This window comes from Streptomyces sp. A5-4, assembly GCF_051131715.1.
GTDB lineage: Bacteria > Actinomycetota > Actinomycetes > Streptomycetales > Streptomycetaceae > Streptomyces.
On the sequence record NZ_CP178591.1, the window covers coordinates 4,825,001 to 4,850,366 of the forward strand.

At 68.4% G+C, this 25,366-nt stretch carries 24 protein-coding genes and 2 rRNA genes (1 of these 26 only partly in view); 18 read left to right on the forward strand and 8 right to left on the reverse strand.

The window, feature by feature from the left end; translation table 11 throughout:
* From ACLLJJ_RS22440 to ACLLJJ_RS22485, 10 genes are all read left to right on the forward strand, one after another.
* Positions 1-1,234 (forward strand): 23S ribosomal RNA (locus tag ACLLJJ_RS22440); it begins 1,889 nt to the left of the window's first position.
* Between the two features lie 74 nt (positions 1,235-1,308).
* Positions 1,309-1,425, forward strand: a 5S ribosomal RNA gene (gene rrf, locus ACLLJJ_RS22445).
* Between the two features lie 68 nt (positions 1,426-1,493).
* Positions 1,494-2,138 (forward strand): HAD family hydrolase, encoded by a 645-nt coding sequence (locus ACLLJJ_RS22450; protein WP_434594422.1) that lies wholly within the window; start codon positions 1,494-1,496, stop codon positions 2,136-2,138.
* A gap of 43 nt (positions 2,139-2,181) precedes the next feature.
* Positions 2,182-3,390: an MFS transporter gene (locus ACLLJJ_RS22455; protein ID WP_434594425.1), complete on the forward strand. Its 1,209-nt coding sequence runs from the start codon at positions 2,182-2,184 to the stop codon at positions 3,388-3,390.
* Positions 3,359-4,531, forward strand: a complete 1,173-nt coding sequence (locus ACLLJJ_RS22460; protein WP_434594428.1) for an acetoin utilization protein AcuC — start codon at positions 3,359-3,361, stop codon at positions 4,529-4,531. Before ACLLJJ_RS22455 ends, ACLLJJ_RS22460 begins: the two co-directional genes overlap by 32 nt.
* A gap of 167 nt (positions 4,532-4,698) precedes the next feature.
* Positions 4,699-5,514 carry a phosphatase gene (locus tag ACLLJJ_RS22465; RefSeq protein ID WP_434594431.1) on the forward strand — a complete coding sequence of 272 codons (816 nt, stop codon included), beginning with the start codon at positions 4,699-4,701 and terminating at the stop codon, positions 5,512-5,514.
* A gap of 128 nt (positions 5,515-5,642) precedes the next feature.
* Complete coding sequence (locus ACLLJJ_RS22470; RefSeq protein WP_434594434.1) at positions 5,643-5,855, forward strand: helix-turn-helix domain-containing protein; 213 nt, start codon at positions 5,643-5,645, stop codon at positions 5,853-5,855.
* Between the two features lie 110 nt (positions 5,856-5,965).
* On the forward strand, positions 5,966-6,064 hold the full coding sequence (locus ACLLJJ_RS22475; protein WP_003948845.1) for a 30S ribosomal protein bS22: 99 nt from the start codon (positions 5,966-5,968) through the stop codon (positions 6,062-6,064).
* A 171-nt stretch (positions 6,065-6,235) separates the two neighbouring features.
* The gene (locus ACLLJJ_RS22480; protein ID WP_434594470.1) at positions 6,236-7,273 is read left to right on the forward strand and encodes an NAD-dependent epimerase/dehydratase family protein; all 1,038 of its coding nucleotides are present in this window, start codon (positions 6,236-6,238) and stop codon (positions 7,271-7,273) included.
* A 1-nt stretch (position 7,274) separates the two neighbouring features.
* Positions 7,275-8,369 carry a lysophospholipid acyltransferase family protein gene (locus tag ACLLJJ_RS22485; RefSeq protein ID WP_434594473.1) on the forward strand — a complete coding sequence of 365 codons (1,095 nt, stop codon included), beginning with the start codon at positions 7,275-7,277 and terminating at the stop codon, positions 8,367-8,369.
* A 479-nt stretch (positions 8,370-8,848) separates the two neighbouring features.
* Here ACLLJJ_RS22485 and ACLLJJ_RS22490 read toward each other — a convergent pair whose 3' ends face one another.
* From ACLLJJ_RS22490 to ACLLJJ_RS22500, 3 genes are all read right to left on the reverse strand, one after another.
* Positions 8,849-10,048: a DUF5667 domain-containing protein gene (locus tag ACLLJJ_RS22490; protein ID WP_434594474.1), complete on the reverse strand. Its 1,200-nt coding sequence runs from the start codon at positions 10,046-10,048 to the stop codon at positions 8,849-8,851.
* A 243-nt stretch (positions 10,049-10,291) separates the two neighbouring features.
* A complete protein-coding gene (locus tag ACLLJJ_RS22495) occupies positions 10,292-11,074 on the reverse strand; it encodes an ECF subfamily RNA polymerase sigma factor, BldN family (protein ID WP_347125370.1) in 783 nt (260 codons plus the stop codon).
* A gap of 360 nt (positions 11,075-11,434) precedes the next feature.
* Positions 11,435-12,391, reverse strand: coding sequence for an HAD family hydrolase (locus ACLLJJ_RS22500; RefSeq protein ID WP_434594477.1), 957 nt, complete (start codon positions 12,389-12,391; stop codon positions 11,435-11,437).
* Between the two features lie 124 nt (positions 12,392-12,515).
* On the opposite strand from ACLLJJ_RS22500, the gene ACLLJJ_RS22505 reads away from it, so the two are divergent.
* The 6 genes from ACLLJJ_RS22505 (at position 12,516) to hemB (ending at position 19,417) form a co-directional block, all read left to right on the forward strand.
* Positions 12,516-12,791: a glutaredoxin family protein gene (locus tag ACLLJJ_RS22505; protein WP_434594479.1), complete on the forward strand. Its 276-nt coding sequence runs from the start codon at positions 12,516-12,518 to the stop codon at positions 12,789-12,791.
* A 272-nt stretch (positions 12,792-13,063) separates the two neighbouring features.
* On the forward strand, positions 13,064-13,837 hold the full coding sequence (locus ACLLJJ_RS22510) for a redox-sensing transcriptional repressor Rex (protein ID WP_434594482.1): 774 nt from the start codon (positions 13,064-13,066) through the stop codon (positions 13,835-13,837).
* A complete protein-coding gene (locus ACLLJJ_RS22515; RefSeq protein ID WP_434594485.1) occupies positions 13,834-15,498 on the forward strand; it encodes a glutamyl-tRNA reductase in 1,665 nt (554 codons plus the stop codon). Before ACLLJJ_RS22510 ends, ACLLJJ_RS22515 begins: the two co-directional genes overlap by 4 nt.
* Positions 15,495-16,451: a hydroxymethylbilane synthase gene (hemC, locus tag ACLLJJ_RS22520; protein ID WP_434594487.1), complete on the forward strand. Its 957-nt coding sequence runs from the start codon at positions 15,495-15,497 to the stop codon at positions 16,449-16,451. The genes ACLLJJ_RS22515 and hemC overlap by 4 nt, the downstream gene beginning before the upstream one ends.
* The gene (locus ACLLJJ_RS22525; protein ID WP_434594489.1) at positions 16,448-18,121 is read left to right on the forward strand and encodes a uroporphyrinogen-III synthase; all 1,674 of its coding nucleotides are present in this window, start codon (positions 16,448-16,450) and stop codon (positions 18,119-18,121) included. Before hemC ends, ACLLJJ_RS22525 begins: the two co-directional genes overlap by 4 nt.
* 303 nt (positions 18,122-18,424) lie before the next feature.
* Complete coding sequence (hemB, locus tag ACLLJJ_RS22530) at positions 18,425-19,417, forward strand: porphobilinogen synthase (protein WP_434594491.1); 993 nt, start codon at positions 18,425-18,427, stop codon at positions 19,415-19,417.
* 118 nt (positions 19,418-19,535) lie between these two features.
* Here hemB and ACLLJJ_RS22535 read toward each other — a convergent pair whose 3' ends face one another.
* The 3 genes from ACLLJJ_RS22535 to ACLLJJ_RS22545 all read right to left on the reverse strand — a co-directional run bounded on the left by ACLLJJ_RS22535 (position 19,536) and on the right by ACLLJJ_RS22545 (position 21,591).
* Positions 19,536-20,423: a chitinase gene (locus tag ACLLJJ_RS22535; RefSeq protein WP_434600487.1), complete on the reverse strand. Its 888-nt coding sequence runs from the start codon at positions 20,421-20,423 to the stop codon at positions 19,536-19,538.
* Positions 20,424-20,521: 98 nt separating this feature from the next.
* The gene (locus ACLLJJ_RS22540; protein WP_434594493.1) at positions 20,522-20,770 is read right to left on the reverse strand and encodes a DUF397 domain-containing protein; all 249 of its coding nucleotides are present in this window, start codon (positions 20,768-20,770) and stop codon (positions 20,522-20,524) included.
* Positions 20,767-21,591: a helix-turn-helix domain-containing protein gene (locus tag ACLLJJ_RS22545; RefSeq protein WP_434594494.1), complete on the reverse strand. Its 825-nt coding sequence runs from the start codon at positions 21,589-21,591 to the stop codon at positions 20,767-20,769. Before ACLLJJ_RS22545 ends, ACLLJJ_RS22540 begins: the two co-directional genes overlap by 4 nt.
* A gap of 112 nt (positions 21,592-21,703) precedes the next feature.
* Here ACLLJJ_RS22545 and ACLLJJ_RS22550 point away from each other — a divergent pair, with 112 nt between their 5' ends.
* On the forward strand, positions 21,704-22,102 hold the full coding sequence (locus tag ACLLJJ_RS22550) for an ATP-binding protein (RefSeq protein ID WP_434594496.1): 399 nt from the start codon (positions 21,704-21,706) through the stop codon (positions 22,100-22,102).
* Here ACLLJJ_RS22550 and ACLLJJ_RS22555 read toward each other — a convergent pair.
* Complete coding sequence (locus tag ACLLJJ_RS22555; protein ID WP_434594499.1) at positions 22,092-22,985, reverse strand: NAD(P)-dependent oxidoreductase; 894 nt, start codon at positions 22,983-22,985, stop codon at positions 22,092-22,094. The two genes, ACLLJJ_RS22550 and ACLLJJ_RS22555, sit on opposite strands and share 11 nt — an antisense overlap.
* 179 nt (positions 22,986-23,164) lie before the next feature.
* Between ACLLJJ_RS22555 and ACLLJJ_RS22560 the strand changes: the two genes are divergently transcribed.
* Complete coding sequence (locus tag ACLLJJ_RS22560; protein ID WP_434594502.1) at positions 23,165-23,434, forward strand: DUF1876 domain-containing protein; 270 nt, start codon at positions 23,165-23,167, stop codon at positions 23,432-23,434.
* Between the two features lie 82 nt (positions 23,435-23,516).
* Here the strand turns inward: ACLLJJ_RS22560 and argS are convergent, their stop codons facing one another.
* Complete coding sequence (argS, locus tag ACLLJJ_RS22565; RefSeq protein WP_434594504.1) at positions 23,517-25,286, reverse strand: arginine--tRNA ligase; 1,770 nt, start codon at positions 25,284-25,286, stop codon at positions 23,517-23,519.
* Between the last annotated feature and the right edge of the window lie 80 nt (positions 25,287-25,366).

The following is a 25,366-nucleotide window of genomic DNA, read 5'->3' on the forward strand; positions in this document are numbered from 1 at the left end:
GCAAAATGCCCCCGTAACTTCGGGAGAAGGGGGGCCATCACTAGTGATCGGACTTGCTCCGTGAGCTGGGGGTGGCCGCAGAGACCAGCGAGAAGCGACTGTTTACTAAAAACACAGGTCCGTGCGAAGCCGTAAGGCGATGTATACGGACTGACGCCTGCCCGGTGCTGGAACGTTAAGGGGACCGGTTAGTGCACCTTCGGGTGTGCGAGGCTGAGAACTTAAGCGCCAGTAAACGGCGGTGGTAACTATAACCATCCTAAGGTAGCGAAATTCCTTGTCGGGTAAGTTCCGACCTGCACGAATGGCGTAACGACTTCTCGACTGTCTCAACCATAGGCCCGGTGAAATTGCACTACGAGTAAAGATGCTCGTTTCGCGCAGAAGGACGGAAAGACCCCGGGACCTTTACTATAGTTTGATATTGGTGTTCGGTTCGGCTTGTGTAGGATAGGTGGGAGACGTTGAAGCATGCACGCCAGTGTGTGTGGAGTCAATCTTGAAATACCACTCTGGTCGTGCTGGATGTCTAACCTCGGTCCGTGATCCGGATCAGGGACAGTGTCTGATGGGTAGTTTAACTGGGGCGGTTGCCTCCTAAAGAGTAACGGAGGCGCCCAAAGGTTCCCTCAGCCTGGTTGGCAATCAGGTGTTGAGTGTAAGTGCACAAGGGAGCTTGACTGTGAGACCGACGGGTCGAGCAGGGACGAAAGTCGGGACTAGTGATCCGGCAGTGGCTTGTGGAAGCGCTGTCGCTCAACGGATAAAAGGTACCCCGGGGATAACAGGCTGATCTTCCCCAAGAGTCCATATCGACGGGATGGTTTGGCACCTCGATGTCGGCTCGTCGCATCCTGGGGCTGGAGTCGGTCCCAAGGGTTGGGCTGTTCGCCCATTAAAGCGGTACGCGAGCTGGGTTTAGAACGTCGTGAGACAGTTCGGTCCCTATCCTCTGCGCGCGTAGGAATATTGAGAAGGGCTGTCCCTAGTACGAGAGGACCGGGACGGACGAACCTCTGGTGTGCCAGTTGTCCTGCCAAGGGCACGGCTGGTTGGCTACGTTCGGAAAGGATAACCGCTGAAAGCATCTAAGCGGGAAGCCTGCTTCGAGATGAGTATTCCCACCACCTTGAGTGGTTAAGGCTCCCAGTAGACGACTGGGTTGATAGGCCAGATGTGGAAGCCCGGTAACGGGTGGAGCTGACTGGTACTAATAGGCCGAGGGCTTGTCCTCAGTTGCTCGCGTCCACTGTGTTAGTTCTGAAGTAACGAACTGTGCATACACCGGTTTGGTTAACTTCATAGAGTTTCGGTGGTCATAGCGTTAGGGAAACGCCCGGTTACATTTCGAACCCGGAAGCTAAGCCTTTCAGCGCCGATGGTACTGCAGGGGGGACCCTGTGGGAGAGTAGGACGCCGCCGAACAATTTTTATGCCCCGGCTTCTGGACTTATGTCCAGGAGCCGGGGCTTTTTTGCGTTTAGGGTCGGGGCATGCGATACGACCTCATCATCTTCGACAACGACGGCGTGCTCGTGGACAGCGAGCCGATCTCCAACAACATCCTGGCCGGTTATCTGACCGAGCTCGGGCACCCCACCTCGTACGACGACTCACTGCGCGACTACATGGGGGCCGCTGTGCACCGGGTGCACGACCTTGTGCAGGAGCGGACCGGGCGACAGCTGCCGGAGAACTTCGACGAGACCCTGCACGCCCGTATCTTCGCCGCTTTCGAGCGCGAGCTGACCCCGGTGGCCGGGGTGGCCGAAGTGCTGGGCAAACTCGTCGCGGACGGGGTCCCCTACTGTGTGGCCTCCTCCGGCACCCACGAGCGGATCCGGGTCGGGCAGCTGGTGACGGGGCTCGACGAGTGGTTCGAGGACAGCTGGATCTTCAGCGCCCAGGACGTCGGGCATGGAAAGCCCGCACCGGACCTCTTCCTCTACGCCGCGGAACAGATGGGCGTACCCGCGGACCGCTGCGCGGTGGTCGAGGACAGTCCGCTCGGCGTGGCGGCGGCCAGGGCGGCGGGCATGGACGTGTACGGCTTCACGGCCATGACGCCCGCTGAGCGGCTGACCGGGGCGACCGGGTTCTTCTCCGACATGGGGGAGCTCCAGGGATTCCTTGTGTGATCCATCTACCCATGGGTAGATGGCGCGCCTACGCTGTGCGGCCATGACAGACACGCGCCTGCGGCACGGCAGGGCCTCCTTGGGTTTGAGCTTTTTCACGCAGGGCGTGGCCTTCGCGCTTCTGGTGACCCGGCTGCCCGCCGTCCAGGACCGGTACGGGATATCCGACGGGCTGCTGCCCGTTTTCCTGGCTGCCGTGCCGATCCTGGCGGGCGTCGGCAGTGTGACCACCGAGCAGTTGGTGAAGCGGATCCCGCCCAGCGTGGTGCTGAGGTGGTCGCAACCGGTGGTGCTGCTGGCGCTGCTCGGCGTCGGAGCCGGCCGTGAGGTGTGGCAAGTAGCCGTCGCGCTGGGTGTGTTCGGACTGGCCGTGGGGGCGCTGGACGCGTCGATGAACATGCTGGGGGTGAGTCTTCAGCGGACGTACGGGCGCAGCATCATGCTCGGGTTCCACGCGACGTACAGCCTGGGCGGGATCGTGGGTGCCTCGCTCGCCTGGGTGGGCGCGCACTGGGAGTTGTCGCTGTTCGTCTCGTATCTGCCGGTGGTGGCCGTGTTGTTGCCGGCCGCGCTCATCGGCAGTCGGTGGTACGTCGACGGGGCGGTGGCGTCGGCGGTGGCGCCCGTGCGGGCCGGCGAGAAGCGTGCGCCCGGGGTCGGGTTCAAGCTTCTGCTGCCGCTGTGCCTGGTGATGACCTTCGCGTACATCGGAGACTCGACGGTCTCCAACTGGAGTGCCAAGTACCTCCAGGACGTGCTCGGTTCGTCCGAGCAGACGGCGACTCTTCCGTACAACATCTACATGGTCACCACGCTGCTGGGGCGGGCCGTCGGGGACCTGGGGGTGCGGCGCTTCGGGGCCGTGGCGGTGGTGCGGTGCGGGACCGTGGTGGCCGCGGCGGGGTTCGGAGTGGTGGCGGTGGCGCCCGGGGTCGGTGTCGGGATGCTCGGGTTCACGATGCTGGGGCTCGGGCTGTGTGTGATCGTGCCGCAGACGTTCGCGGCGGCGGGGCGGATGTTCCCCGGGGCGAGTGATGCGGCCATCGCCCGGATCAATGTCTTCAACTACGTGGGGTTCCTGGTCGGGGCGCCCCTGGTGGGGGCGCTCGGGGACGCGTGGAGCTATCGGGGCGCGATGCTCGTACCGATGGTTCTGGTGCTGGTGACACTGGTGTACGCCCAGTCGTTCGCCGCGGAGGGCGACCGATACGGTGGCGGGCATGAGCGGGCGCGCACTGTTGATGTGGGATGACGCGGTAACGGGATACGACTTCGGGGCGAACCACCCGATGGACCCGGTGAGACTCGACCTGACCATGGGGTTGGTGCGGGCGTACGGGCTCGACCGGGCGGTGGACGTGGTGGCCGCGCCGGCCGCCGGCGATTCGACGCTGCGGCTCGTCCACCGCGAGGACTACGTGGCGGCGGTACGGGCCGCGTCGGCGGATCCGGGAGGTGCGGACGGGGCGTACGGCCTCGGGACCGCCGACGATCCGGCCTTCGCCGGGATGCACGAGGCGTCGGCGCTGATCGCCGGGCAGTCGGTGGGAGCGGCGGAGGCCGTCTGGCGGGGGGAGGCCGCGCACGCGGTGAACTTCGCGGGTGGGCTGCACCATGCGATGCCGGGGAGCGCGGCGGGCTTCTGCATCTACAACGACGCGGCGCTCGCGATCGCCAGGCTGCTGGAGCTGGGGGCCGAGCGGGTCGCCTATGTGGATGTTGACGTGCATCACGGGGACGGGGTCCAGGCGGCGTTCTGGGAGGACCCGCGGGTGCTCACGATCTCGCTGCACGAGCACCCCCGGACGCTCTTTCCGCAGACCGGGTGGCCCGAGGAGACGGGTGGCGGTGCGGGGGAGGGTGGTGCGGTGAATGTGGCGCTGCCCGCGGGGACCGGGGACGAGGGATGGCTTCGGGCGTTCCACTCGGTGGTGCCGGAGCTTTTGGCGGATTTCCGACCTCAGGTGCTGGTGACCCAGCACGGTGCGGACACGCATTTCGACGACCCGTTGGCGCACTTGGCGGTCTCCCTCGATGCGCAGCGGGCGGTGCAGGCGGCGTGCCATGACCTCGCGCACGAGTACGTGGAGGGCGGGTTGTGGGTCGCGCTGGGCGGGGGCGGGTACGCGGTGGTGGATGTCGTCCCGCGGTCCTGGACGCATTTGGTGGCGATCGCGGCGCACCGGCCGATTGATCCGGAGTCCGTTATTCCGGCGTCCTGGCAGGACGAGGTGTACGCGCGGACCCGGCAGTTGGGGCCGGGGCGGATGACTGACGGTCGGACGCCGGCCTGGCAGGGCTGGGAGGCGGGGTACGATCCCGCGGATCGGCTGGACCAGGCGGTGCTGGCCGCGCGACGGGCGGTGTTTCCATTGCGGGGAATGCTGCCGTAGCGGGGTCGCGGGCGGGGCCTCCGGGCTTGCCTCGTCCGCGGGGCGCTGTGGTCACGGGAGGTGCGGAAGCCACGTGAGTCCCGGGAGCATACGAGGTGTTACGCCAACTGTGCGGCGTATCCGGGGTTTTGGTACGGGACGCCGGGGACTGCGGGAGCATGTGGCGGGTGTTGAGTACCGGCGCGCTGCGTGCGCATTTGTTGGCGGCCCGGTTGGCCGGGCCCGTGGCCACCACCCGGGAAGTCAGCCTGCGGAGTTATCGGGCGTTCGCCGCGCGTGATCCCCGTGTGCTGCTCGGGCTGGAGCCCGAACGAGCCTGGGGTGCGCGTGAGGTGATGGCTCTGATGGCCGAGAAGTGCGGGGTGTCGGACGACCCCGCGCATACGGTAGGACCTGATGTGATCGACCCCGAACGGACGTTGGCGGCGCTGGGTGCGTTCGCCGGGCGGTTGGGGGAGGCCGCCGCGCGGAGGTCGACGGTGCTCATCGGGACCGGGCATCCGCACCGACTGCTCGGCTTCTACGCCGCGTTGGCAGACGCTTTGTCGGCGGCCGGGTGCGTCGTACTCACCTCCGCGCAGGGGCGATGTGTCGACATAACGACCCGGTTCGGGGTACGCACGTACAACCTTGACTACGTACGGGGAGTCGCGCTGATGCGCGAACCCGGCGCGCGTGGTCCCGCGAGTGAGACCGGCGCACACTCCCATTCTCCCCTCCCGATTCGGGTCGCGCTGGCCGCTGCGGCGGAGGGTGGCGGACCTCTCCCCGAGCTGGTCGTCGGAGACCACGGATGGGTCTGCGGTGCAGGTCAGCTCGGTATTGAGGCCATCGGTCTGGCGGATACGGACGACCCCGCGCTGTTCGTCGGAGAGGCCGAGGGGCGGGTGTCCGTCGCCGTTCCGCTTGATGACGCTGTGCGGTCTGATTACTACCGACCGCTTACTCGCTATGTACTCAATCGGGCGTGTCTGTCACAGTAGGCGGCCGGTGGCTGCTCCTCTTCCCCACTCGCATCACCCGCCCCTAGTCTGGGGAGTGAGCGCACAACGACGAAGAGTCACCGGAGGGGAAGCCGGTGCGCGTCGGGTGCGGAAGGTACAGGTGGGTCATGGCTGCTGGCAGCGAGAGGCCTCTCAATGAGGTCAAGTTTCTGACCGTCGCGGAAGTCGCTTCGGTAATGCGAGTGTCGAAGATGACCGTGTACCGCTTGGTGCACAGTGGTCATCTGCCGGCGATCCGGGTGGGCAGGTCCTTCCGGGTTCCGGAGCAAGCGGTTCACGAGTACCTCCGCGAGTCCTATGTGGGGGTGGAAGCGGGCTGACGTCCACCTCGGATTACCTCCCTCACCCGGTGGCGGGTAGGCTAGGCCCTCGTAGGTCGTGTGGGCCCAGACGCCCCGCACCGAGTGAAGAGAAGTGAGCGAGGGTAGTCGTGGGCTCTGTTATCAAGAAGCGGCGCAAGCGGATGGCCAAGAAGAAGCACCGCAAGCTGCTCAAGCGCACCCGTGTTCAGCGTCGTAACAAGAAGTAAGCGACAGCTGTATGTGAACCGCAGCCCCTCCACCGTCCTGGTGGAGGGGCTGCGGTGCGTTTACGGTGTGACGCAAAGGGTCGCTGCGGTCACTTCGGGTGCGGTGCGGTCATCACAGCGCAACAACGAACCGCTACGGTGGCGCTAGGGGACCTAGGGAAGGCGCTGATCTTGGGCAAGGTCGTGCTCGTCACAGGCGTGGCCCGGCAGCTGGGAGGCCGCTTCGTGCGGCGTATCCAGCGTGATGCCGATGTTGACCGGGTGATCGGCGTCGACGCCGTATATCCCGAGCACCACTTGGGCGGCGCCGATTTCGTGCAGGCGGACATCCGCCAGTCCGGCATCGCGCGTGTTCTCGCCGAGCACCACGTGGACACCGTCGTGCACATGGATGTCACAGGCATGCCGCTGAGCGCGGGCAGCCGGACGTCGGTCAAGGAGACCAACGTCATCGGCACCATGCAGCTGCTCGGCGCGTGTCAGAAGTCGCCCACGGTGAAGCGGCTCGTGGTCAAGTCCAGTACGAGCGTGTACGGATCGGCGCCCCGTGATCCCGCCGTCTTCACCGAGACCACCTCCCCCAAGTCGCTGCCGAGCGGCGGCTTCGCGAAGGACGCGGTCGAGGTCGAGGGTTATGTGCGGGGCTTCGCGCGGCGCCGGCCCGATGTGGCCGTGTGCGTGCTGCGCTTCGCGAACATCCTGGGGCCCTGCGCCGACTCCCCGCTGGCCGAGTACTTCTCGTTGCCGGTGCTGCCGACGGTTTTCGGCTATGACCCGCGGCTCCAGTTCGTCCACGAGGACGACGTGATGGATGTCCTGCGTATCGCGTCGCACGACCCGCGGCGCGGGTCGTTGAACAGCGGCACCTTCAATGTCGCGGGCGACGGGGTGCTGCTGCTCTCGCAGTGCTCGCGGCGGCTCGGCCGGCCGACGGTGCCGGTCCTGCTGCCCGCCGTCACCTGGGTCGGGTCCGCGCTGCGGACCATCGGGATCACCGATTTCTCTCCCGAGCAGATTCGTTTGCTCACGCACGGCAGGGTGGTCCGGACGACCCAGATGCGGGAAACACTGGGCTTTGACCCCAAGTACACGACGGCGGAGACCTTCGCGGACTTCGCGCGCAGCCGGGGTGCGGGGCTGCTGCCGCCGGAGGCAGTGGCCCGTGGCGTGGACCGGCTCTCCACTCTCGTCAACAAGGAGCGCACCTGACATGGCCGATGCCAAGGTCATCCCCTTCGGTGATGAACCGAGGACGAGGCGAGCAGCCAGGCCCAAGAGCAAGGACGCCGCCGCGAAGGACCCCAAGGCGAAGCGCGCTCCCGGGCGCAAGGGCGGGGCGCTCGCGCCCGTACCGGAGCAGCAGACGGCGCCGGACGACGCGGTGCTCGGCGTGGAGCCCGAGGCCGGCGGGCGCGGGGCGGCGGGGTCGGTGGGTTCTGTGGGGTCGGTGGGCGAGCCGGAGGCCGGCGGCTGGGACCGGCGGATCGCGGGCGGGCTCGCGTTCCTGCGGCGGCGGCTCACCGGTGATTACGAGGTCGACGAGTTCGGCTACGACGAGGAGCTCACCGACAAGGTCCTGATGTCGATGATCAGGCCCATCTACGAGAAGTACTTCCGGGTGGAGGTGAAGGGCGTCGAGAACATCCCGTCGGAGGGCGGGGCGCTCATCGTCGCCAACCACTCGGGGACGCTGCCGCTCGATGGGCTGATGCTGCAGACCGCGGTGCACGACAACCATCCGGCGGGGCGGCACCTGCGGCTGCTCGCGGCGGATCTTGTTTTTATGCTGCCGGTCGTCAACGAGCTGGCTCGCAAGGCGGGGCACACGCTGGCCTGTGCGGAGGACGCGGAGGAGTTGCTGCGGCGGGGTGAGGTCGTCGGGGTGATGCCGGAGGGCTTCAAGGGGATCGGGAAGCCGTTCAGCGATCGCTACAAGTTGCAGCGGTTCGGGCGGGGCGGGTTCGTTTCGACCGCGCTGCGGGCGGGGGCGCCGATTGTGCCTTGCTCGATCGTGGGGGCGGAGGAGATCTATCCGATGATCGGCAACTCGCGGACGTTGGCGCGGGTGCTGGGGATTCCGTACTTCCCGATCACTCCTACGTTCCCCTGGCTGGGGCCGTTGGGGGCGGTGCCGTTGCCCACGAAGTGGACGATTCAGTTCGGGGAGCCGATTCCTACCGCGGGGTATCCGGCGGAGGCGGCGGAGGATCCCATGCTCATGTTCAATCTGACGGATCAGGTGCGGGAGCAGATTCAGCACACGCTGTACAAGCTGCTGGTGCAGCGGCGGTCCGTGTTCTTCTGAGTGGGGGCGTACGGGTGCGGGGCGCGGGCCGGTGCGGTGCGGGTTGCCTGCGGGTGCGGCGCGGGTGCGGGTTGCCTGCGGCGCGGTCCCCTACCCGCCCCTTCCCGTAACTGGGGCTCCGCCCCAGACCCTGGTCCTCAAGCGCCGGATGGCTGAGGTGGGCGGGGTGGGGAACGTGGGGGCGGGCCTGTGCCCCGGTCCTGGTCCTCAAGCGCTGGATGGCTGAGGTGGGCGGGGTGGGAGATGTGGGGGCGGGCCTGTGCCCCGGTCCTGGTCCTCAAGCGCCGGACGGCTGAGGTGGGTGGGGTGGGGAACGTGGGGCCGCCACACGCCCTGGTCCTCAAGCGCCGGACGGGCTGTAGTGCGCGGGGTGGGCTTGAGTGGTCGGGGTGGCGCAGGCCCCGTGGTGGCCGGCGGTTGTGTAGGTGTGGGGCCCACTCTTCTCAGGAAGAGTGGGCCCCACACCTACATACGTCGCTCTACGGCAGGTCCTCGCCTTCGATGCCCAAGCCCGGGAGGATGCCCGGGAGCAGCGGGGGGAGGGTCACTTCCGGGGTGGGGGGCTTGTTGGCGCCCTTGCCCGGGGGTGGTGACTGGGTGGTGGGTTCGCTCTTCGGGGGGTCGAGCAGGCCGCCCGTCCCGCCGCCGAGCAGGCCGTCGTCCTTGGAGCTGTCCGGTGCGGACGGCGGCTTCGGCTTGCTGTTGTCACCTGTGCGGCCGCCGGAAGAGGCGGTCGTGGAGGGTGCCGGGCGGTCCGTACCGGACGAGCCGGTGCGGTCCTGGGTGGAGCTCGGGCGCTCGGGGCTGCGGCCCGACTCCGGGGCGCGGGGCAGCAGTGACTGCAGCGGCGCGACCTCTTCGTCTATGGCGTCGAAGACCGAACTCACCTGGTTGCCCACGTCGGCCAGCTGCACCGGCAGCCGGTCGCGGAGGGTGCTCCAGGCGTCCCGGTGGGACTTGGAGAAGGACGACAGCGTCTGCATGGCGCCGATCGAGCCTTCACGCTCGTACGCCCGGTGGAGCAGGCGGTGGCCTTCACCGGCATCGTGTTTCATTCCGCGCAGCGTGTGTCTTACTTCGCCCAGCTGCTCATGGTCCAGATCCGATACCCGGCCACGCTCCAGGAGGCGACGTGCCTCCTGGAGACGGGTCGATGCCTGGTCGAGGTAGATCTCACCCCGGTCGGCATCGTCACCCGCCAGGCCGAGCTTGACGTCTTCCATGCCGCGCTTCAGCCCGTACAGCGAATCACCTGGCAGGGCGTCGGAGCTCGCAGCGGCTACTCCGCTGAAGGCTCCTGCGGCCACACCGACGGTGAGTCCGCCCGCGGCAATGCCCTTCGACCAGCGGGAGCGGGGACGCAATTTCCGGAGCGTGGCCCGATGGGCGCCTCGGCCGGTGCGCTGTTCGGGCACTAGTGGGCCCGTCGGCGCGCCGCCCTCGGCGACCATGGCTTCCATGGCGGCAATGAGCTGTGCCCGTTGCACCACTTTGACCTCTGGATCCAGCTGTGGTGACGGCAGTTCGCCGAGACCGTTCGCCAGGGTCAACAGCCGTCCTTGAGCCGGCCCTTCGGCCGTAGCCTCGGGCTGATCTGCCGCCGTGCCCTGGGGATTCTGATCCTCCAGGGCCTGGGCGAAGGCGTTCGCCCGCCGGTGTGCCGAGACATTCGCGATCACTGGCGGCACCTCCTCTCGTCATGACGATCGACTCCCCTGGGGGTCCGGAAGGTTGCACGCCATGAGCGCATCCACTCGATTGAGTGAGTGGCTGCGGACATGGCGTGACCGCAGGGAGCCTGCATCCCGCACAACGAGCGGCGTGGCACTTGGGTTACGCGCGAAGGATGATCGGACCACAGCGTCATCGAGGCGTCACCAACTGTGACTTGCGGTCCACCGGTCGGCGGATGTCGGCGGGCGTCAGCGCGCGTCGTCGGGCAGGAGGCGGGCGAGGGTGCGGACGGCCCGGTACTGGAGCGTCTTGATCGCCCCCTCGTTCTTGCCCATCACGCGGGCCGTCTCGGCGACCGAGAGGCCTTGCAGGAAGCGCAGGGTCACGCATTCCTGCTGTTGCGGGTTGAGCTTGCGGACTGCTTCCAGCAGCGCCGCGTTCGAAAGGGATTCGAGGACGGAGTCCTCCGGGCTGCGCTCGACCTCGTTCGCGTCGAGCATTTCGCCGGTGGTCACTTCGAGGCGGAATCGGCTCGATTTGAAGTGGTCGGCGACCAGGTTGCGGGCGATTGTGACCAGCCAGGCGCCGAAGTCTCGGCCCTGCCAGGTGAAGGTGGAGATCCTGCGCAGGGCGCGCAGGAACGTCTCGCTGGTGAGGTCTTCCGCGGTCGCCTTTCCGCCGACGCGGTAATAGATGTAGCGGTAGACCGTGTCGCTGTACTGGTCGTAGAGGCGACCGAACGCGTCGGCCTCGCCGGCCTGAGCGCGTTCTACGAGGTCCATCATGCGGGCGCTGTCGCTGTCGGCACTGGGCCGACGGGCGGTGGACGTGCCGGTGCCCGAACCGGCGCCACGGCTGCGTCTGCCGACCGCCGCACCGCCGTCGGCCAGGGCGTAACAAGGGCCGACAAGTGCAGGGGTGGCAAGGGCGGGGACGGCGTACGCGGTGGGGACGAAGCCGCGCAAGCGGTCGCCGACCGTTGCGCGCAGCGTAGCCAGGCCCGAGGCGTCAACCCCGACGTGTGGGTACACGGGACTCCCAGAGGCAGAGCTTCCATCACGTGCAGTGCGGGTCCGTTCGCTCATCGTATTGATGAGCAGGTTCCCGTATGCGTCTGAGGAGAATAACGCTTCGTACAGGCAGCGCTACACCCAGTTGCGAAAATCACCGGTTCAGTCGCTTCTGCGACGTCTAGGCGGCGGATCAAGTCGCAGATTGTGACCGTTTGTTGATCGATTCGCTTCGGTAACTGCGTGTTTGCTGGATCTGTTGTGCCCGAGTGGAAGTGGCGGGACTGCCGGGGAACGCCAGCGGGTAGAGAACCCGGATTGCCCATCGCCCCGCGCGCGCTCCCGCTCCGCGGGGGCGCCGGATCCCGGCTGTCGTGCGGGCTAGCGGCGGCGGCGGTGCAGGGCCATGGCGGCGGCGGTGCCGCCCGCGATGGCGCCGAGGCCGGCGGCCGCCGGGATGCCGACCTTGGCCGCCTTGCGGCCGGTCCGGTAGTCGCGCAGCCGCCATTCGCGGTCGCGCGCGTACCTGCGCAGCTTCGAGTCCGGATTGATGGCGTACGGATGTCCGACGAGCGAAAGCATCGGGATGTCGTTGTGCGAGTCGCTGTACGCCGCGCAGCGGGCCAGCTCCAGGCCCTCGGCGGCGGCCAGGGCGCGGACGGCCTCGGCCTTCGCGGGGCCGTGCAGCGGCTCGCCCACCAACTTGCCCGTATAAACGCCGTCGACGGACTCCGCGACCGTGCCGAGCGCGCCGGTCAGGCCCAGTCGGCGGGCGATGATCGTGGCGGTCTCGACGGGGGCGGCGGTGACGAGCCAGACCTTCTGGCCCGCGTCGAGGTGCGCCTGGGCCAGCGCGCGGGTGCCGGGCCAGATGCGCTCCGCCATGTACTCGTCGTAGATCTCCTCGCCGATGGACATCAGTTCGGAGACGCGGTGGCCCTTGACGATGGACAGCGCGCTGTCGCGGGCGTCCTGCATGTGTTCGGGGTCCTCGACGCCGGCCAGCCTGAACCAGGCCTGCTGCCAGGCGAAGCGGGCGAGCTCCTGGCGCTCGAAGAACTTCCGCTTGTACAGGCCACGGCCGAAGTGGAAGATCGCGGCGCCCTGCATCACGGTGTTGTCGAGGTCGAAGAACGCGGCGGCGTGTACATCGCCGGCGACGGGGAACGCGGGTTCCGGTGGCGTGGCGGACGAGGGCGACTCGTACGCGCTGAGTCCGTCCAGCGCGTCGAGTTCCTGCGACGTCTTGCGTGCTGCCTCGGCTGCTGCCTCTCCCGCCAGCACACTCCGCGCGGTGGCGGAGCGCCTACGGGGGGTGAGCCATCCCAGTGCGGCCATGTCGTGAGCATAGCCAGTCTGTTCGGTAGTTCCGGACGGGCGGGGATGCGGTGACGTGAACTCTCCGCGACCACGGTGTCGCGCGGCCGAACGCGATACGGCGGTACAGGGCCACAATGGCGGCATGAGCCCACTGCTGAGGCGTACGAGGAAGAGGCCCGACGAGCGATTGGTCACGTTGGTCGGCAAGCCCGGCTGTCACCTCTGTGACGACGCGCGTGCCGTGGTCGCGGCGGTGTGCGAGGAGGTGGGCGCGGCTTGGGAGGAGAAGGACATCACGCGGGACGAGGAGCTGCACCGGGCGTACTGGGAGCAGATTCCGGTGGTGCTGGTCGACGGTGAGCAGCACACCTTCTGGCGGGTGGATGCGGCCAGACTGCGCAAGGAGCTGGGGGGCTGACCGAAACCCGGTTACCATCGTGGGCGATTTGAGCGGTCCCGGGGGCGTGGACGTGAGGAGTGTGTACGGCTTTGCCCCCTTCGGGTCTTCAACGAGGCCGCTCGGTCCGTGGTTCCGGGACCGGACGAGCGCGCTGCGTGACCCCGGTCACTTTGCACGGACAAATCGGACACCATCTTTGTGCACGCGTTCACAAAGGCATAGCCTGCAGTCGACGGGGCGGTCCTGGGACATACGGCCGCCTGCAGCCCCGCTCATCCCGCAGGAGCACCGTGGCAACTGGCCGAACTCACCGACCGGCGACCCGTAGCCGAGGCATTCCCGAGGCCACCGTCGCCCGACTTCCGTTGTACTTGCGCGCCCTGACCGCTCTCTCCGAGCGCTCGGTCCCCACGGTCTCCTCCGAGGAGCTGGCCGCGGCGGCGGGGGTCAACTCCGCGAAGCTGCGCAAGGACTTCTCCTACCTGGGCTCCTACGGGACGCGCGGGGTCGGATACGACGTGGAGTACCTCGTCTATCAGATCTCCCGCGAGCTCGGCCTGACCCAGGACTGGCCGGTAGTCATCGTCGGCATCGGTAACCTCGGCGCCGCGCTCGCCAACTACGGCGGGTTCGCCTCCCGCGGCTTCCGGGTCGCCGCGCTGATAGACGCGGACCCGGAGATGGCGGGCAAGCCCGTCGCCGGGATGCCCGTCCAGCACACCGACGAACTCGAGAAGATCATCGAGGACAACGGCGTCTCCATCGGCGTGATCGCCACCCCGGCCGGCGCCGCCCAGCAGGTCAGCGAGCGGCTCATCGCCGCCGGCGTGACCTCCATCCTGAACTTCGCACCCACCGTGCTGACCGTCCCCGACGGTGTCGACGTACGCAAGGTGGACCTCTCCATCGAGCTGCAGATCCTCGCGTTCCACGAGCAGCGCAAGGCAGGCGAGGGGGCCGCCGCCGAGGCAGCCGCCGCTGCCGCGGCGCCGCCCGTCACGCGCGCCTCCGCGGCGAGCCGGAAGGGACCCGACGGGGACGTTCCCGCCGTGATGCCGGCATGAGTCTTCTGGTCGTAGGGCTGAGTCACCGCAGCGCACCGGTGAGCGTGCTGGAGCGCGCGTCGCTGGCCGCGGACACGCAGGCCAAGCTGCTCCAGGACACGCTCGCGTCGGAGCCGGCCGTCGAGGCCGCCGTGCTCGCCACGTGCAACCGCATCGAGCTGTACGCCGACGTGGACAAGTTCCACGCGGGCGTCGCCGAGCTGTCCACGCTGCTCGCCCAGCACAGCGGGGTGGGGCTCGAGGAGCTCACTCCCTATCTGTACGTGCACTACGAGGACCGGGCCGTCCACCATCTCTTCTCGGTGGCCTGCGGTCTCGACTCGATGGTCGTCGGCGAGGGCCAGATCCTGGGGCAGATCAAGGACGCGCTCGCGCGCGGCCAGGAGCTGCACACCGCCGGCCGGCTGATCAACGACCTCTTCCAGCAGGCGCTGCGCGTCGGCAAGCGGGCGCACTCCGAGACCGGCATCGACCGGGCCGGGCAGTCGCTCGTCACCTTCGGCCTCGAACAGCTCGCGGCCGGTGCGCCGGCCGCGGCCCCGGTGGCCGAATGGGCCGGGGGCAAGCGGGCGTTGGTGATCGGCGCGGGCTCGATGTCCTCGCTGGCCGCGGCGACGCTCGTACGCACCGGGGTGAGCGAGATCGTCGTCGCCAACCGGACGCACGCGCGCGCCGAGCGGCTGGCGGAGATCCTGGCCGAGACCGGCGGCCCCGGTGTGGTCGCCCACGCCGTACCCATGGACGACGTCGCGCGGGAACTGACACGAGTCGACGTGGTCGTCTCGTGCACCGGCGCGATCGGCCTGGTCCTTACGGCCGACGACATCGCCGCCGCGCTGGGCCTGGCCGCCGTGCCCGTCCTCGCCACGGGCGGTTCCACCGCCGTCGGCCAGGGCGAGAGCTCGGCCCCCGGCTGTCCGGTGCCCGCCGGTACGAGCACCCCGAATCTGACCGACCCCGCTGCCGACCCCGCCCTGGCGGAGGCCGCCGAAGCCGTGGCCTCGCCCGGTGACACGGCCCTCCCGCTGCCCGGCGCCCGGCACGGCGGTGGCGTCGACCCGCTGGAGCAGCACGGCGCCTGGGCCGACAACGCCACCGCCGTCGCGCAGCCCCGGCGGCCCCGGCGCGTGGCCGGCGTTGGTGCGCCGGTGCGCCTCGCGCTGCTCGACCTGGCCATGCCGCGTGACATCGACGTGGCGGTGCACGGGCTCGACGGCGTACACCTGGTGGACATCGAGTCGCTCGCGGAAGCCTCCGCGGACGCGCCGATGGCCGCCGACGTTGACCAGGTGCGCTCCCTCGTCTCCGACGAGGTCGCCGCCTTCGGCGCGGCCCAGCGCGCCGCCCAGATCACGCCGACCGTCGTCGCCCTGCGCAGCATGGCCGCCGACGTCGTCGCGAACGAGGTCGCGCGGCTGGAAGGCCGGCTGCCCGACCTGGACGACAAGGAGCGCTCGGAGATCACCCAGACCGTGCGCCGTGTCGTCGACAAACTCCTGCACGCGCCCACAGTGCGGGTCAAGCAGCTCGCGAGCGAGCCCGGCGGCGCCGGGTACGCGGACGCGCTGCGTGAACTCTTCGACCTCGACCCGCAGACGGTCGCCGCCGTCAGCCGGGCCGACCTGAACGACACCGACGGTGGAAATCGAGGCCGGGCATGACCAATGCCTTGAAGCTTGGAACCAGGCGCAGCAAGCTCGCCATGGCTCAGTCCGGACAGATCGCCGAGGCGGTGCGCCAGATCACGGGGCGCCCCGTCGAGCTGGTGGAGATCACCACGTACGGGGACGTCTCGCGGGAGCAGCTCGCGCAGATCGGCGGTACCGGCGTCTTCGTCACCGCCCTGCGCGACGCACTGCTCACCGGCGAGGTGGACTTCGCGGTGCACTCGCTCAAGGACCTGCCGACGGCTCAGCCGGACAACCTGCTGCTCGCCGCCGTGCCGCAGCGCGAGGACGCACGTGATGTCCTCGTCGCCCGGGACGGATTGACCTTTGAACAGCTGCCGCCCGGTGCGCGCATCGGCACCGGATCGCCGCGACGCATGTCGCAGCTCAACTCGTACGCGCGCGTCCACGGGCTCACCATCGAGACCGTGCCGATCCGCGGGAACATCGACACTCGTGTCGGATTTGTACGAAGTGGGGAACTGGACGCGGTGGTTCTGGCCGCCGCGGGTCTCCACCGCATCGGCAGGAGCGACGAGGTGACCGAGTTCCTCTCGGTCGATGTCGTCCTGCCCGCCCCCGGCCAGGGGGCCCTGGCAGTCGAGTGCGCCGCCACAAGCGTCGACCTCGCCGCCGCGCTCGCCGAGCTCGACGACCCGTACACGCGGGCCGCCGTGACCGCCGAGCGATCCCTGCTCGCCGCCCTGGAGGCCGGTTGCAGTGCACCTGTGGGTGCGCTGGCCGACCTGTTGGCCGACGGGCAGGTTGTCAACGAAATGCGCCTGCGCGGTGCTGTCGGTACGCCCGACGGCTCCGAGCTGGTGCAGCTGTCCATCACCGGTCCCGTACCCACGTCGCACAACGACGCGATGGCACTCGGGCGCGAACTCGCGTCCGAGATGCTCGCGAAGGGTGCGGCCGGTCTTATGGGGGAGCGAGCACAATGAGCCCCACCTCTGCACTTTCGGCCGCCTCCGCACCTGGGCATGTCACCTTCCTGGGTGCCGGACCCGGCGATCCGGGGCTGCTGACACTGCGCGCAGTCGAAGCGCTTTCGAGCGCGGACGTACTGATCGCCGAACCGCATGTTCTCGATGTCGTACGCGCCCATACCCGGGCAGGCGTAAGCACGCCTCAGCTGACGGCAGTTGACGATGCGTCAAAGGCCGCCGGTATCCCCGCCATCAAGACACCGCTTACTTCCAGCACTGTGGTGAATCTTGTCATGGAGGCCGCGAGGGGCGGCAGGCGGGTGGTCCGTGCGGTAACGGGCGACCCCGGTCTCGACGGCAACACGGGCGAGGAAATGCTCGCCTGCGCCGCCGAGGGCATCCCCTTCGAGGTCGTCCCCGGGGTCGCGACGCTGGTCGGCGTGCCCGCGTACGCCGGTGTGCCGCTGCGTGACCCGCAGGGCACCGACGTCCGGTTCGTGGACGCCCGCACCGCCGACGCGCGGTGCTGGGCGGAGATCGGCGCCAGCGACGCGACGACCGTGGTCTCCACCACGCTCGACTCGGTCGCCGCGGCGGCCGGGGAGCTGGTGTCGGCCGGCCGCAAGCCGGACACCCCGATGACCGTCACCATCGCCGGTACGACGACCCGCCAGCGCACCTGGAACACGACGCTCGGCACGGTCGCCCAGATCCTCAAGCAGGCGAAGGTGCTGCCGTCCCCGGACGGTCACCAGCCCGTCATAGCCGTGGTCGGTGAGCGCAGCGCCGCCGCCCAGCGCGACCAGCTCTCGTGGTTCGAGTCCAAGCCGCTCTTCGGGTGGCGGGTGCTCGTACCGCGGACCAAGGAGCAGGCGGCGTCGCTCTCCGACCAGCTGCGCTCCTACGGGGCCGTGCCGCACGAGGTCCCGACCATCGCGGTCGAGCCGCCGCGCACGCCCCAGCAGATGGAGCGCGCGGTCAAGGGGCTCGTCACGGGCCGGTACGAGTGGATCGCCTTCACCTCGGTGAACGCGGTGAAGGCCGTCCGGGAGAAGTTCGAGGAGTACGGGCTCGACGCGCGTGCCTTCGCGGGGATCAAGGTCGCCGCCGTGGGTGAGCAGACCGCGGCCTCACTGGTCGAGTTCGGTGTGAAGCCGGATCTTGTGCCGAGTGGTGAGCAGTCCGCTGCTGGTTTGTTGGAGGACTGGCCGCCGTACGACCCCGTTTTTGATCCGATCGACCGGGTCTTCCTGCCGCGGGCCGACATCGCGACCGAGACGCTGGTCGCCGGGCTGATCGAGCTCGGGTGGGAGGTCGACGACGTCACCGCGTACCGGACGGTGCGGGCTTCGCCGCCGCCGGCGGACACGCGTGAGGCGATCAAGGGGGGCGGGTTCGACGCGGTGCTGTTCACGTCGTCCAGCACCGTACGGAATCTCGTGGGCATCGCGGGCAAGCCGCACAATGTGACCGTCATCGCGTGCATTGGGCCTGCTACGGCCAAGACCGCGGAGGAGCATGGGCTCCGGGTAGACGTGCTCTCGCCGGAGCCGTCGGTGCACAAGCTGGCCGAGGCGCTCGCGGAGTTCGGGGCGCAGCGGCGGGTCGCGGCGCTCGAGGCGGGGGAGCATGTCGCTCGGCCGAGTGAGCGGCGGCCGGGGTCTCGGCGGAGACGGACTACATAGCTGTGCGGTAGGTGTGTGCGGGTTGTGGGGCGGGCGGGTTGGTGCGGCGGGGTTGTGGGTGCGGGTTGCCTGCGGCGCTGTTCCCCTACCCGCCCCTTCCCGTAACTGGGGCTCCGCCCCAGACCCGGTCCTCAAGCGCCGGACGGGCTGGAGAGGGCGGGGGTGGAGAATGTGGGGGCCTGCTCACGCGCCGGTCCTGGTGCTCACGCGCCGGACGGCTGAGAGGGGCGGGGGCGCTCCGGCTGTTCGGGTCCGGCATTCTGTCGGCAAGAGCCTGGGGTGGGCGGGCGTAGCGTTGGGCGTATGACTGTGTACGGATCCTTTCCCGGGGCCCGGCCCCGGCGGCTGCGGACCACTCCCGCCATGCGGCGCATGGTTGCCGAGACCCGGTTGCATCCCGCCGATCTGATCCTTCCCGCGTTCGTACGCGAAGGCATCAGCGAGCCCGTGGCCATCTCCGCCATGCCCGGTGTTCAGCAGCACACCCTGGACACCCTGCGGAAGGCGGCCGTCGAGGCCGTTGACGCGGGTGTTGCCGGGATCATGCTCTTCGGCGTACCTGTGGATGAGAAGAAGGACGCGGCCGGGAACGCCGGTACCGATCCGGACGGGATTCTTCAGGTCGCGCTGCGTGCGGTGCGGGCCGAGGTTGGTGACGACCTTGTTGTGATGTCCGATCTGTGTCTGGACGAGTACACCGATCATGGGCACTGCGGCGTGCTCGACGAGCTGGGGCGCGTCGACAACGACGCGACGCTGGAGCGGTACGCCGAGATGGCGCAGGTGCAGGCCGACGCGGGCGCGCACGTAGTGGGGCCCAGCGGCATGATGGACGGCCAAGTCGGCGTCGTTCGCGAGGCGTTGGACAGCATTGGGCGGGACGACGTGGCGGTGCTCGCCTATACCGTCAAGTACTCGTCCGCCTTCTACGGGCCCTTCCGCGAGGCCGTCGGGTCCTCGCTGACCGGCGACCGCAAGACGTACCAGCAGGACCCCGCCAACGTGCGTGAGTCGTTGCGGGAGTTGGCACTGGATCTGGACGAGGGCGCCGACATGGTGATGGTCAAGCCCGCCGGTCCGTACCTCGATGTGCTGGCCAAGGTTGCCGAGTCCGTGGATGTGCCGGTCGCGGCGTACCAGATCAGTGGTGAGTACGCGATGATCGAGGCCGCGGCCGAGCGGGGCTGGATCGACCGGGAGAAGGCGATCCTGGAGTCCCTCACCGGGATCAAGCGGGCCGGCGCGGACATGATCCTGACGTACTGGGCGACCGAGGTCGCGCGCGGGCTGCGCTGAGAGGCCGAAACGTGGTCGGGCGGCGGTCCGGGGATGTGTTCTCCCGGACCGCCGCCCTGTCTTTGGGGCTGCTGCGCTGTGGTGCTGTGGTGCTGTGGTGCTGTGGTGCTGTGGTGCGTCAGCAGGACAGGTTCGAGCCTGCCGTCGTGCCGAGGATCCCTACGAAGCGCTGGTAGGTGTTGATACGGCTCTGGACCTGGCCGGGGTTGCCGCCGTTGCACTCCAGGCTGCCGTTGATGCTGCGGATCGTCTCGCCGAAGCCGCGCTGGTTGACCATGGCGTTGTGCGGGGTCATGGTGCCGGGGCCGGTCTGGGTGTTCCAGTACCAGAGGCCGGTCTTCCAGGCGACGGCCGCGTCGTTCTGGACGAGCCACGGGTTGTTCAGCAGGTCGATGCCGAGCGCGTCGCCCGCGGCCTTGTAGTTGAAGTTCCAGCTGAGCTGGATCGGACCGCGGCCGTAGTACGCGGCCTGTCCGGCCGGGCAGCCGTAGGGCTGGTTCCGGTCGCAGTAGTGCGGGTAGTTGGCCGTGTTCTGCTCCACGATGTGGACCAGACCGCCCGTCTCATGGCTGACGTTGGCCAGGAAAGCCGCGGCTTCCTGCTTCTTGACCGTGTCGCTGCCGGTGTTGGCGAAGCCCGGGTAGGCGCTCAGCGCGGCCTTCAGTCCGCTGTACGTGTAGAAGCCGTTGCGGCTCGGGAACATCTGGTTGAACTGGGACTCGCTGACGGGGAATCCGGTGGGGGACGGGTTGCCGCCACCGCCGCAGTTGTAGGGCTCCCAGAACCAGGTGCTGACGATGGGGTCGTAGCCGGGGTTGTCGTGCTCGGCCACGTAGAACTTGCCGTCGGTGTATTTGACAACGTTGCCAGTTACGTACGAGGCGCCTGCCCGCCAGTTGGGGGCGGTGTCGCATACGCCGGTGACGGCAGTGGGGGCGGCGGAGGCGGTGGGGGCGAGTGCTGTCCCCAGCCCGCTTCCGACGAGGATCGCGATCAGCAACGCCATGATTCGGTGTCTCAGCACTCGATCACTCCTCGGTGGGGGGTATGGCCCACACTCAAGCGCGCTGACATGATCCAGTCAAGGTATAGACCAATGCGAAGTTAAGTCAGTTGGCGACCGAGGTCCGCGATGAAGGCGCCCCAAGTGGTGGGTGAGAGCGTGAGGTTGGGGCCGTCGGTGAACTTCGAGTCCCGGATGTGGATGGCGGTGGGATGGGCGGCGACCTCTACGCACTCGCCGCCCTCGTCGCTGCTATAGCTGGACTTGCGCCAGGCGTAGGCGACTTCGAGGCAGTTGCCGCCCTCGCTGCCGCTGTGAGTGGACTTGAACCAGTGCAGTTCGGTGCTCATTGCTCTCCCAGCAGGCGATCCAGCAGGCCCCGGGAGTCCTCGGGGGTGAGGGCCTGTGCCCGCAGCATTGCATATTTGCGCGCCACGATGGACACCTCGTCGGGGTCGGAGACCCACTGGCTACCGCGCTGGGTCTCGTAGTAGGCGAGGTGCTGGTGGTCGGGGGTCTCCATCATGACGAAGGGGCCGTTGAGCCCGGCGTGGGTGGTTCGGTCCAGCGGCAGGAACTGGACTGAGAGGCCCGGAAGTTCGGAGCACGCGCGTAGGTGGTGCAGCTGCTCGACGTGGACCTGCGGGCCGCCGAGGGGGGTGTGGAGCACGGGTTGCCAGATGACGTAGCTGATCGTCGGTGGAACCCTCTGATGCAGAATCTCCTGGCGTTCGATGCGAGTCGCGGTGAAGATCTCGATCTCGTCCTCGTCGTACGCCGGGATGCGGTTGCGGAACACCGTTCGCGCGTATGTCTCGGTCTGGAGCAGACCAGGCAGGACCTGGTTCGCGTACAGCGACAGGGCGATGGCAACGCGCTCATGGTCCATGAACTGTTCCGCCCACAGCGGGAACAGATCGACGTCGGGCAGATTCTCCACCCCGACCGACAACACGCCCCTGGTGTCGAGGAGTTCGTCCAGCGTGTCGGCCAGGTCCTCCTTCAGGGGGCGTCTGCCCTGCTCGATCGAGGCGATGTGTTCCTCGTCGACCGCGACGCGCTCACCGAGTGAGCGCTGGGTGTAGCCCGCCACCCGGCGAAACGCCGCCAGTTGGGCGCCCAGCATCTTCATCGCCGACGCGTTCTTCTTCGGACGCCTTCTGGAGCTCATGCCCGTCCAACTCCCCATACCCGACCCGCCCGACCCCGTTCGTACCCGTACAAGAAATCCGTACGGGTTGGCTCGGTGTCCCACGTTAGTCACTCTCCGCAACGCTCGTCTCGTGAATGAGACAAATCAACCACCCCTGCCGCGTGCGAAGTTCTTCCGCCGGGACCGGCGTCCCGTGCCCGCCGCCAGGCAGTTCGCGCGGTGGGCCCTGGGCGACTGGGGGCTCGGCGGGTGCGTGGACGACGTATTGCTGTGCGTGAGCGAGCTGGCGACCAATGCGCTGCTGCACGGTGTGCCGTCGGGGCGGGGGTACCTGCTGTATCTGTCGTACGGCGACGAGATGCTGCGTATCGAGGTGCATGACAGCGGGGAGGGCCGGCCCCGGTTGCGGGAGCCGGACGGGGAGTCGGGGCGGGGGCTCTTGCTGGTCGCGGCGCTCGCGGACAAATGGGGGGTCGGCGAGCGTGATCCCGGGAAGATCGTGTGGTGCGAGTTCGCCGTCAGGACTTGAGCAGCTCGACCAGGCGCGAGAAGCCGTCCGCGCCGTGCCCCTCGGCCACCGCGCGGTCCAGCAGCGTCTGGAACGGGGCCAGCAGGTCGGCGTTGACGCCCTGGTCGCGGTGGGTGGTGAGGAGGTTCGGGAAAGCGGCCTGGTTCACGGCCAGGCTGGAGACGTCGGTCAGGTGCTCGCCGTTGTCGATCGCGCGGCCCATCGCCGCCGCGTCCGCCGTCATCGCGCCGATCCACGGGACCAGCAGCGACGAGAACTCCTCCGCCGAGACGCCCTCCGAGCGCACCAGCGCGAAGGCCTGCAGGACGCCGGCGAACATGCCGTACATGCCGGTGAGCAGCGCGATGTCCTGGAGCGCGGCGCGCCCCGGGTCCGTACCGACCCACTTGGTGTCGCCGAGGCGGGCGAGGGTCTCGCGGTGGGCGTCGAAGGCGGACTGCGAGCCGCTGTAGAGGACGTACGCGTACGGGCCCGCGATCATCTGCGGTACGGCCATGATGCCGCCGTCGAGGTACTCGGCGCCCTGCTTCCGCGCCCAGGTGGCGAACTCGCGGGCCTGTGCCGGGGTCCCGTTGGTGAGGTTGACGACCGTCTTGCCGGTGAGCTGCTCCGCGAGGGGGTGCAGTACGGCTTCCACGGTGTCGTACGTCGAGAGGCACACGACCACCAGCGGGCTCGCGGCGACCGCCTCGGCGGCCGTGGCGGCGGGCTGCGCGCCCTGGGCGGTCAGGGGGCCGGTCTTGGCCGCCGAACGGTTCCAGACGGTGGTGGGGTGACCGGCCGCGAGGAACGCGGCGGCGAGCGCGGTGCCCATCATGCCGAGGCCGATGACGGAGACGGGGGCGGGGTCAGGGGTGGGGGTGGTGGTGGTGGAATCGGACATGACGGGCTCCTTTTGGAGGTGTCTTCGGGGTCCCTTTGATCTTGGCCCGGTGCTTTCTTTTCGACAAGTACCGACTGAAAAGTACGTACTTACCAAAAGGTAAGGATGGTCTGTGCCCCGCTGGTGATCAGCGCCCATTCGGCGCACCCTGGAAGAGGTACCGCTGGAGGTGATCCGCCATGCAGACACTCGTCGGCTGGCACGTCGAAATGGAGTTCAACGAGGAAGGCGACCGGACCAGGGCGGCCGCCATGGTGAGGCTCGGCGACGGCACGGAAATACGTGGTCACGGCACCGCCCGACGTCACCCGACCGATTCGGAACAGTTGCGGGTCGGCGAGGAGGTCGCGGGCGCGCGAGCGCTCATGGAGATTGCCTCGCTGCTGCTGCAGAAGGCACACACGGAAATCGATGAGGACTCGGGCCGGACGTCGCACGCGCTGATGTGAACCCGTGAACCCGTGAACGCAGACGACCCCCCACCGGTCGGAACCGGCGGAGGGTCGTGCGTGCGCTGGCCGCTGCCTGCGGTCAGAGGCGCTCGGGGGTGCGGATGCCGAGCAGGGCCATGCCCTGGTGGAGGGTGCGGGCGGTCAGGTCGCAGAGGAAGAGGCGGTTCTGGGCGACCTCGGCGGGGACCTCGGGCTTCAGGACCGGGCACTGGTCGTAGAACGTCGTGAAGTGCGAGGCCAGTTGGTAGAGGTACGCCGCGAGCTTGTGCGGCTCGTACGACGAAGCCACCTCGGCCAGGTTCTCCCCGAACTGGTCCAGGTGCAGGCCCAACGCCCGCTCGGCGGGAGCGAGTTCGAGGTCGAAATGGGCGGTCGGCTTCGCCTCGCCCGCCTTGCGGAGGATCGACCGGATGCGGGCGTACGCGTACTGGATGTACACCGACGTGTCGCCGTTGAGCGACACCATCTGGTCGAGGTCGAACTTGTAGTCGCGGGACGCGGACGTGGACAGGTCGGCGTACTTGATCGCACCGATGCCGACCTGCGTACCGCGCTCGACGATCTCCTCCTCGGTCAGGCCGCCCTGGGCGTCCTTCTCGCGGACGACCGTCGTGGCGCGGTCGACCGCCTCGTCCAGGAGGTCGACGAGGCGTACGGTCTCGCCCTCCCGGGTCTTGAACGGCTTGCCGTCCTTGCCCAGGACCGTGCCGAAGCCCAGCTGGTGGGCCTTGACGCCGTCGGTCAGCCAGCCCGCGCGGCGGGCCGTCTCGAAGACCATCCTGAAGTGGAGGGACTGGCGGACGTCCACGACGTACAGCAGCGTGGTCGCCTTGAGGTCGCTCACACGGTTGCGGATCGCGGAGAGGTCGGTGGCCGCGTAGCCGTAACCGCCGTTGGTCTTCTTGACGATGAGCGGGGTCGGGTTGCCGTCCGGGCCCTTCACGTCGTCGAAGAAGACACAGAGCGCACCCTCGGAGCGGACCGCGACGCCGGACTCCTCCAGGAGACGGCAGGTCGCTTCGAGCATGTCGTTGTAGCCGGACTCGCCGACGATGTCGGCGTCCCGGATGTCCATGTCGAGCTTGTTGAAGACCGAGTAGAAGTAGATCTTCGACTCGTCGACGAAGCGCTGCCAGTGGGCACGCGTCTCGGGGTCTCCGGACTGGAGGGCCACCACCCGGTCCCTGGCCCGCTCCTTGAACGCCTCGTCGGAGTCGAAGACCACGCGTGACGCCTTGTAGATGCGGTTCAGGGACGACATGGCCTCCTCGCCGGAGACCTCCTCGCCGTCCTTGTGGTCGAGCTCGTGCGGGTGCTCGATCAAGTACTGGATGAGCATTCCGTACTGGGTGCCCCAGTCGCCGATGTGGTGGCGGCGCACCACCTTCTCGCCGGTGAACTCCAGGATCTCGACCATCGCGGCGCCGATCACGGCGGAGCGCAGATGGCCGACGTGCATCTCCTTGGCGACGTTCGGCTGGGCGTAGTCGACGACCGTCGTGCCGGGGGCAGCGGCGAGCGGCACGCCGAGCCGGTCGTCGGCGGCGCGGGCCGCGAGGGTCTCGACGATCGCCCTGTCGGTGACCGTGATGTTGAGGAAGCCGGGGCCCGAGACCTCGATGTCCTTGATCACATCGCCGGCGGGCAGCGCCGCGACGACCTGGGTGGCCAGCTCGCGCGGGTTGGCCTTGGCCTTCTTCGCGAGGGCCAGGATCCCGTTCGCCTGGAAGTCGGCCCGGTCGCTTCGTCGCAGCAGCGGGTCGGCGGCGCCGGCCTCCGGCAGGGCTGCCGAGAGGGCGTCCGCGACGCGCTGATTGACGGTCGAGGCGAGGGATTGGACCGAGGCCATGAGCTGCCGTTCCTGTCGAGGAGAGGTGGAGTGTGCGACCGAGTATTTCATGTGGGGTGGGGGCGGGTCTTCTCGTATGA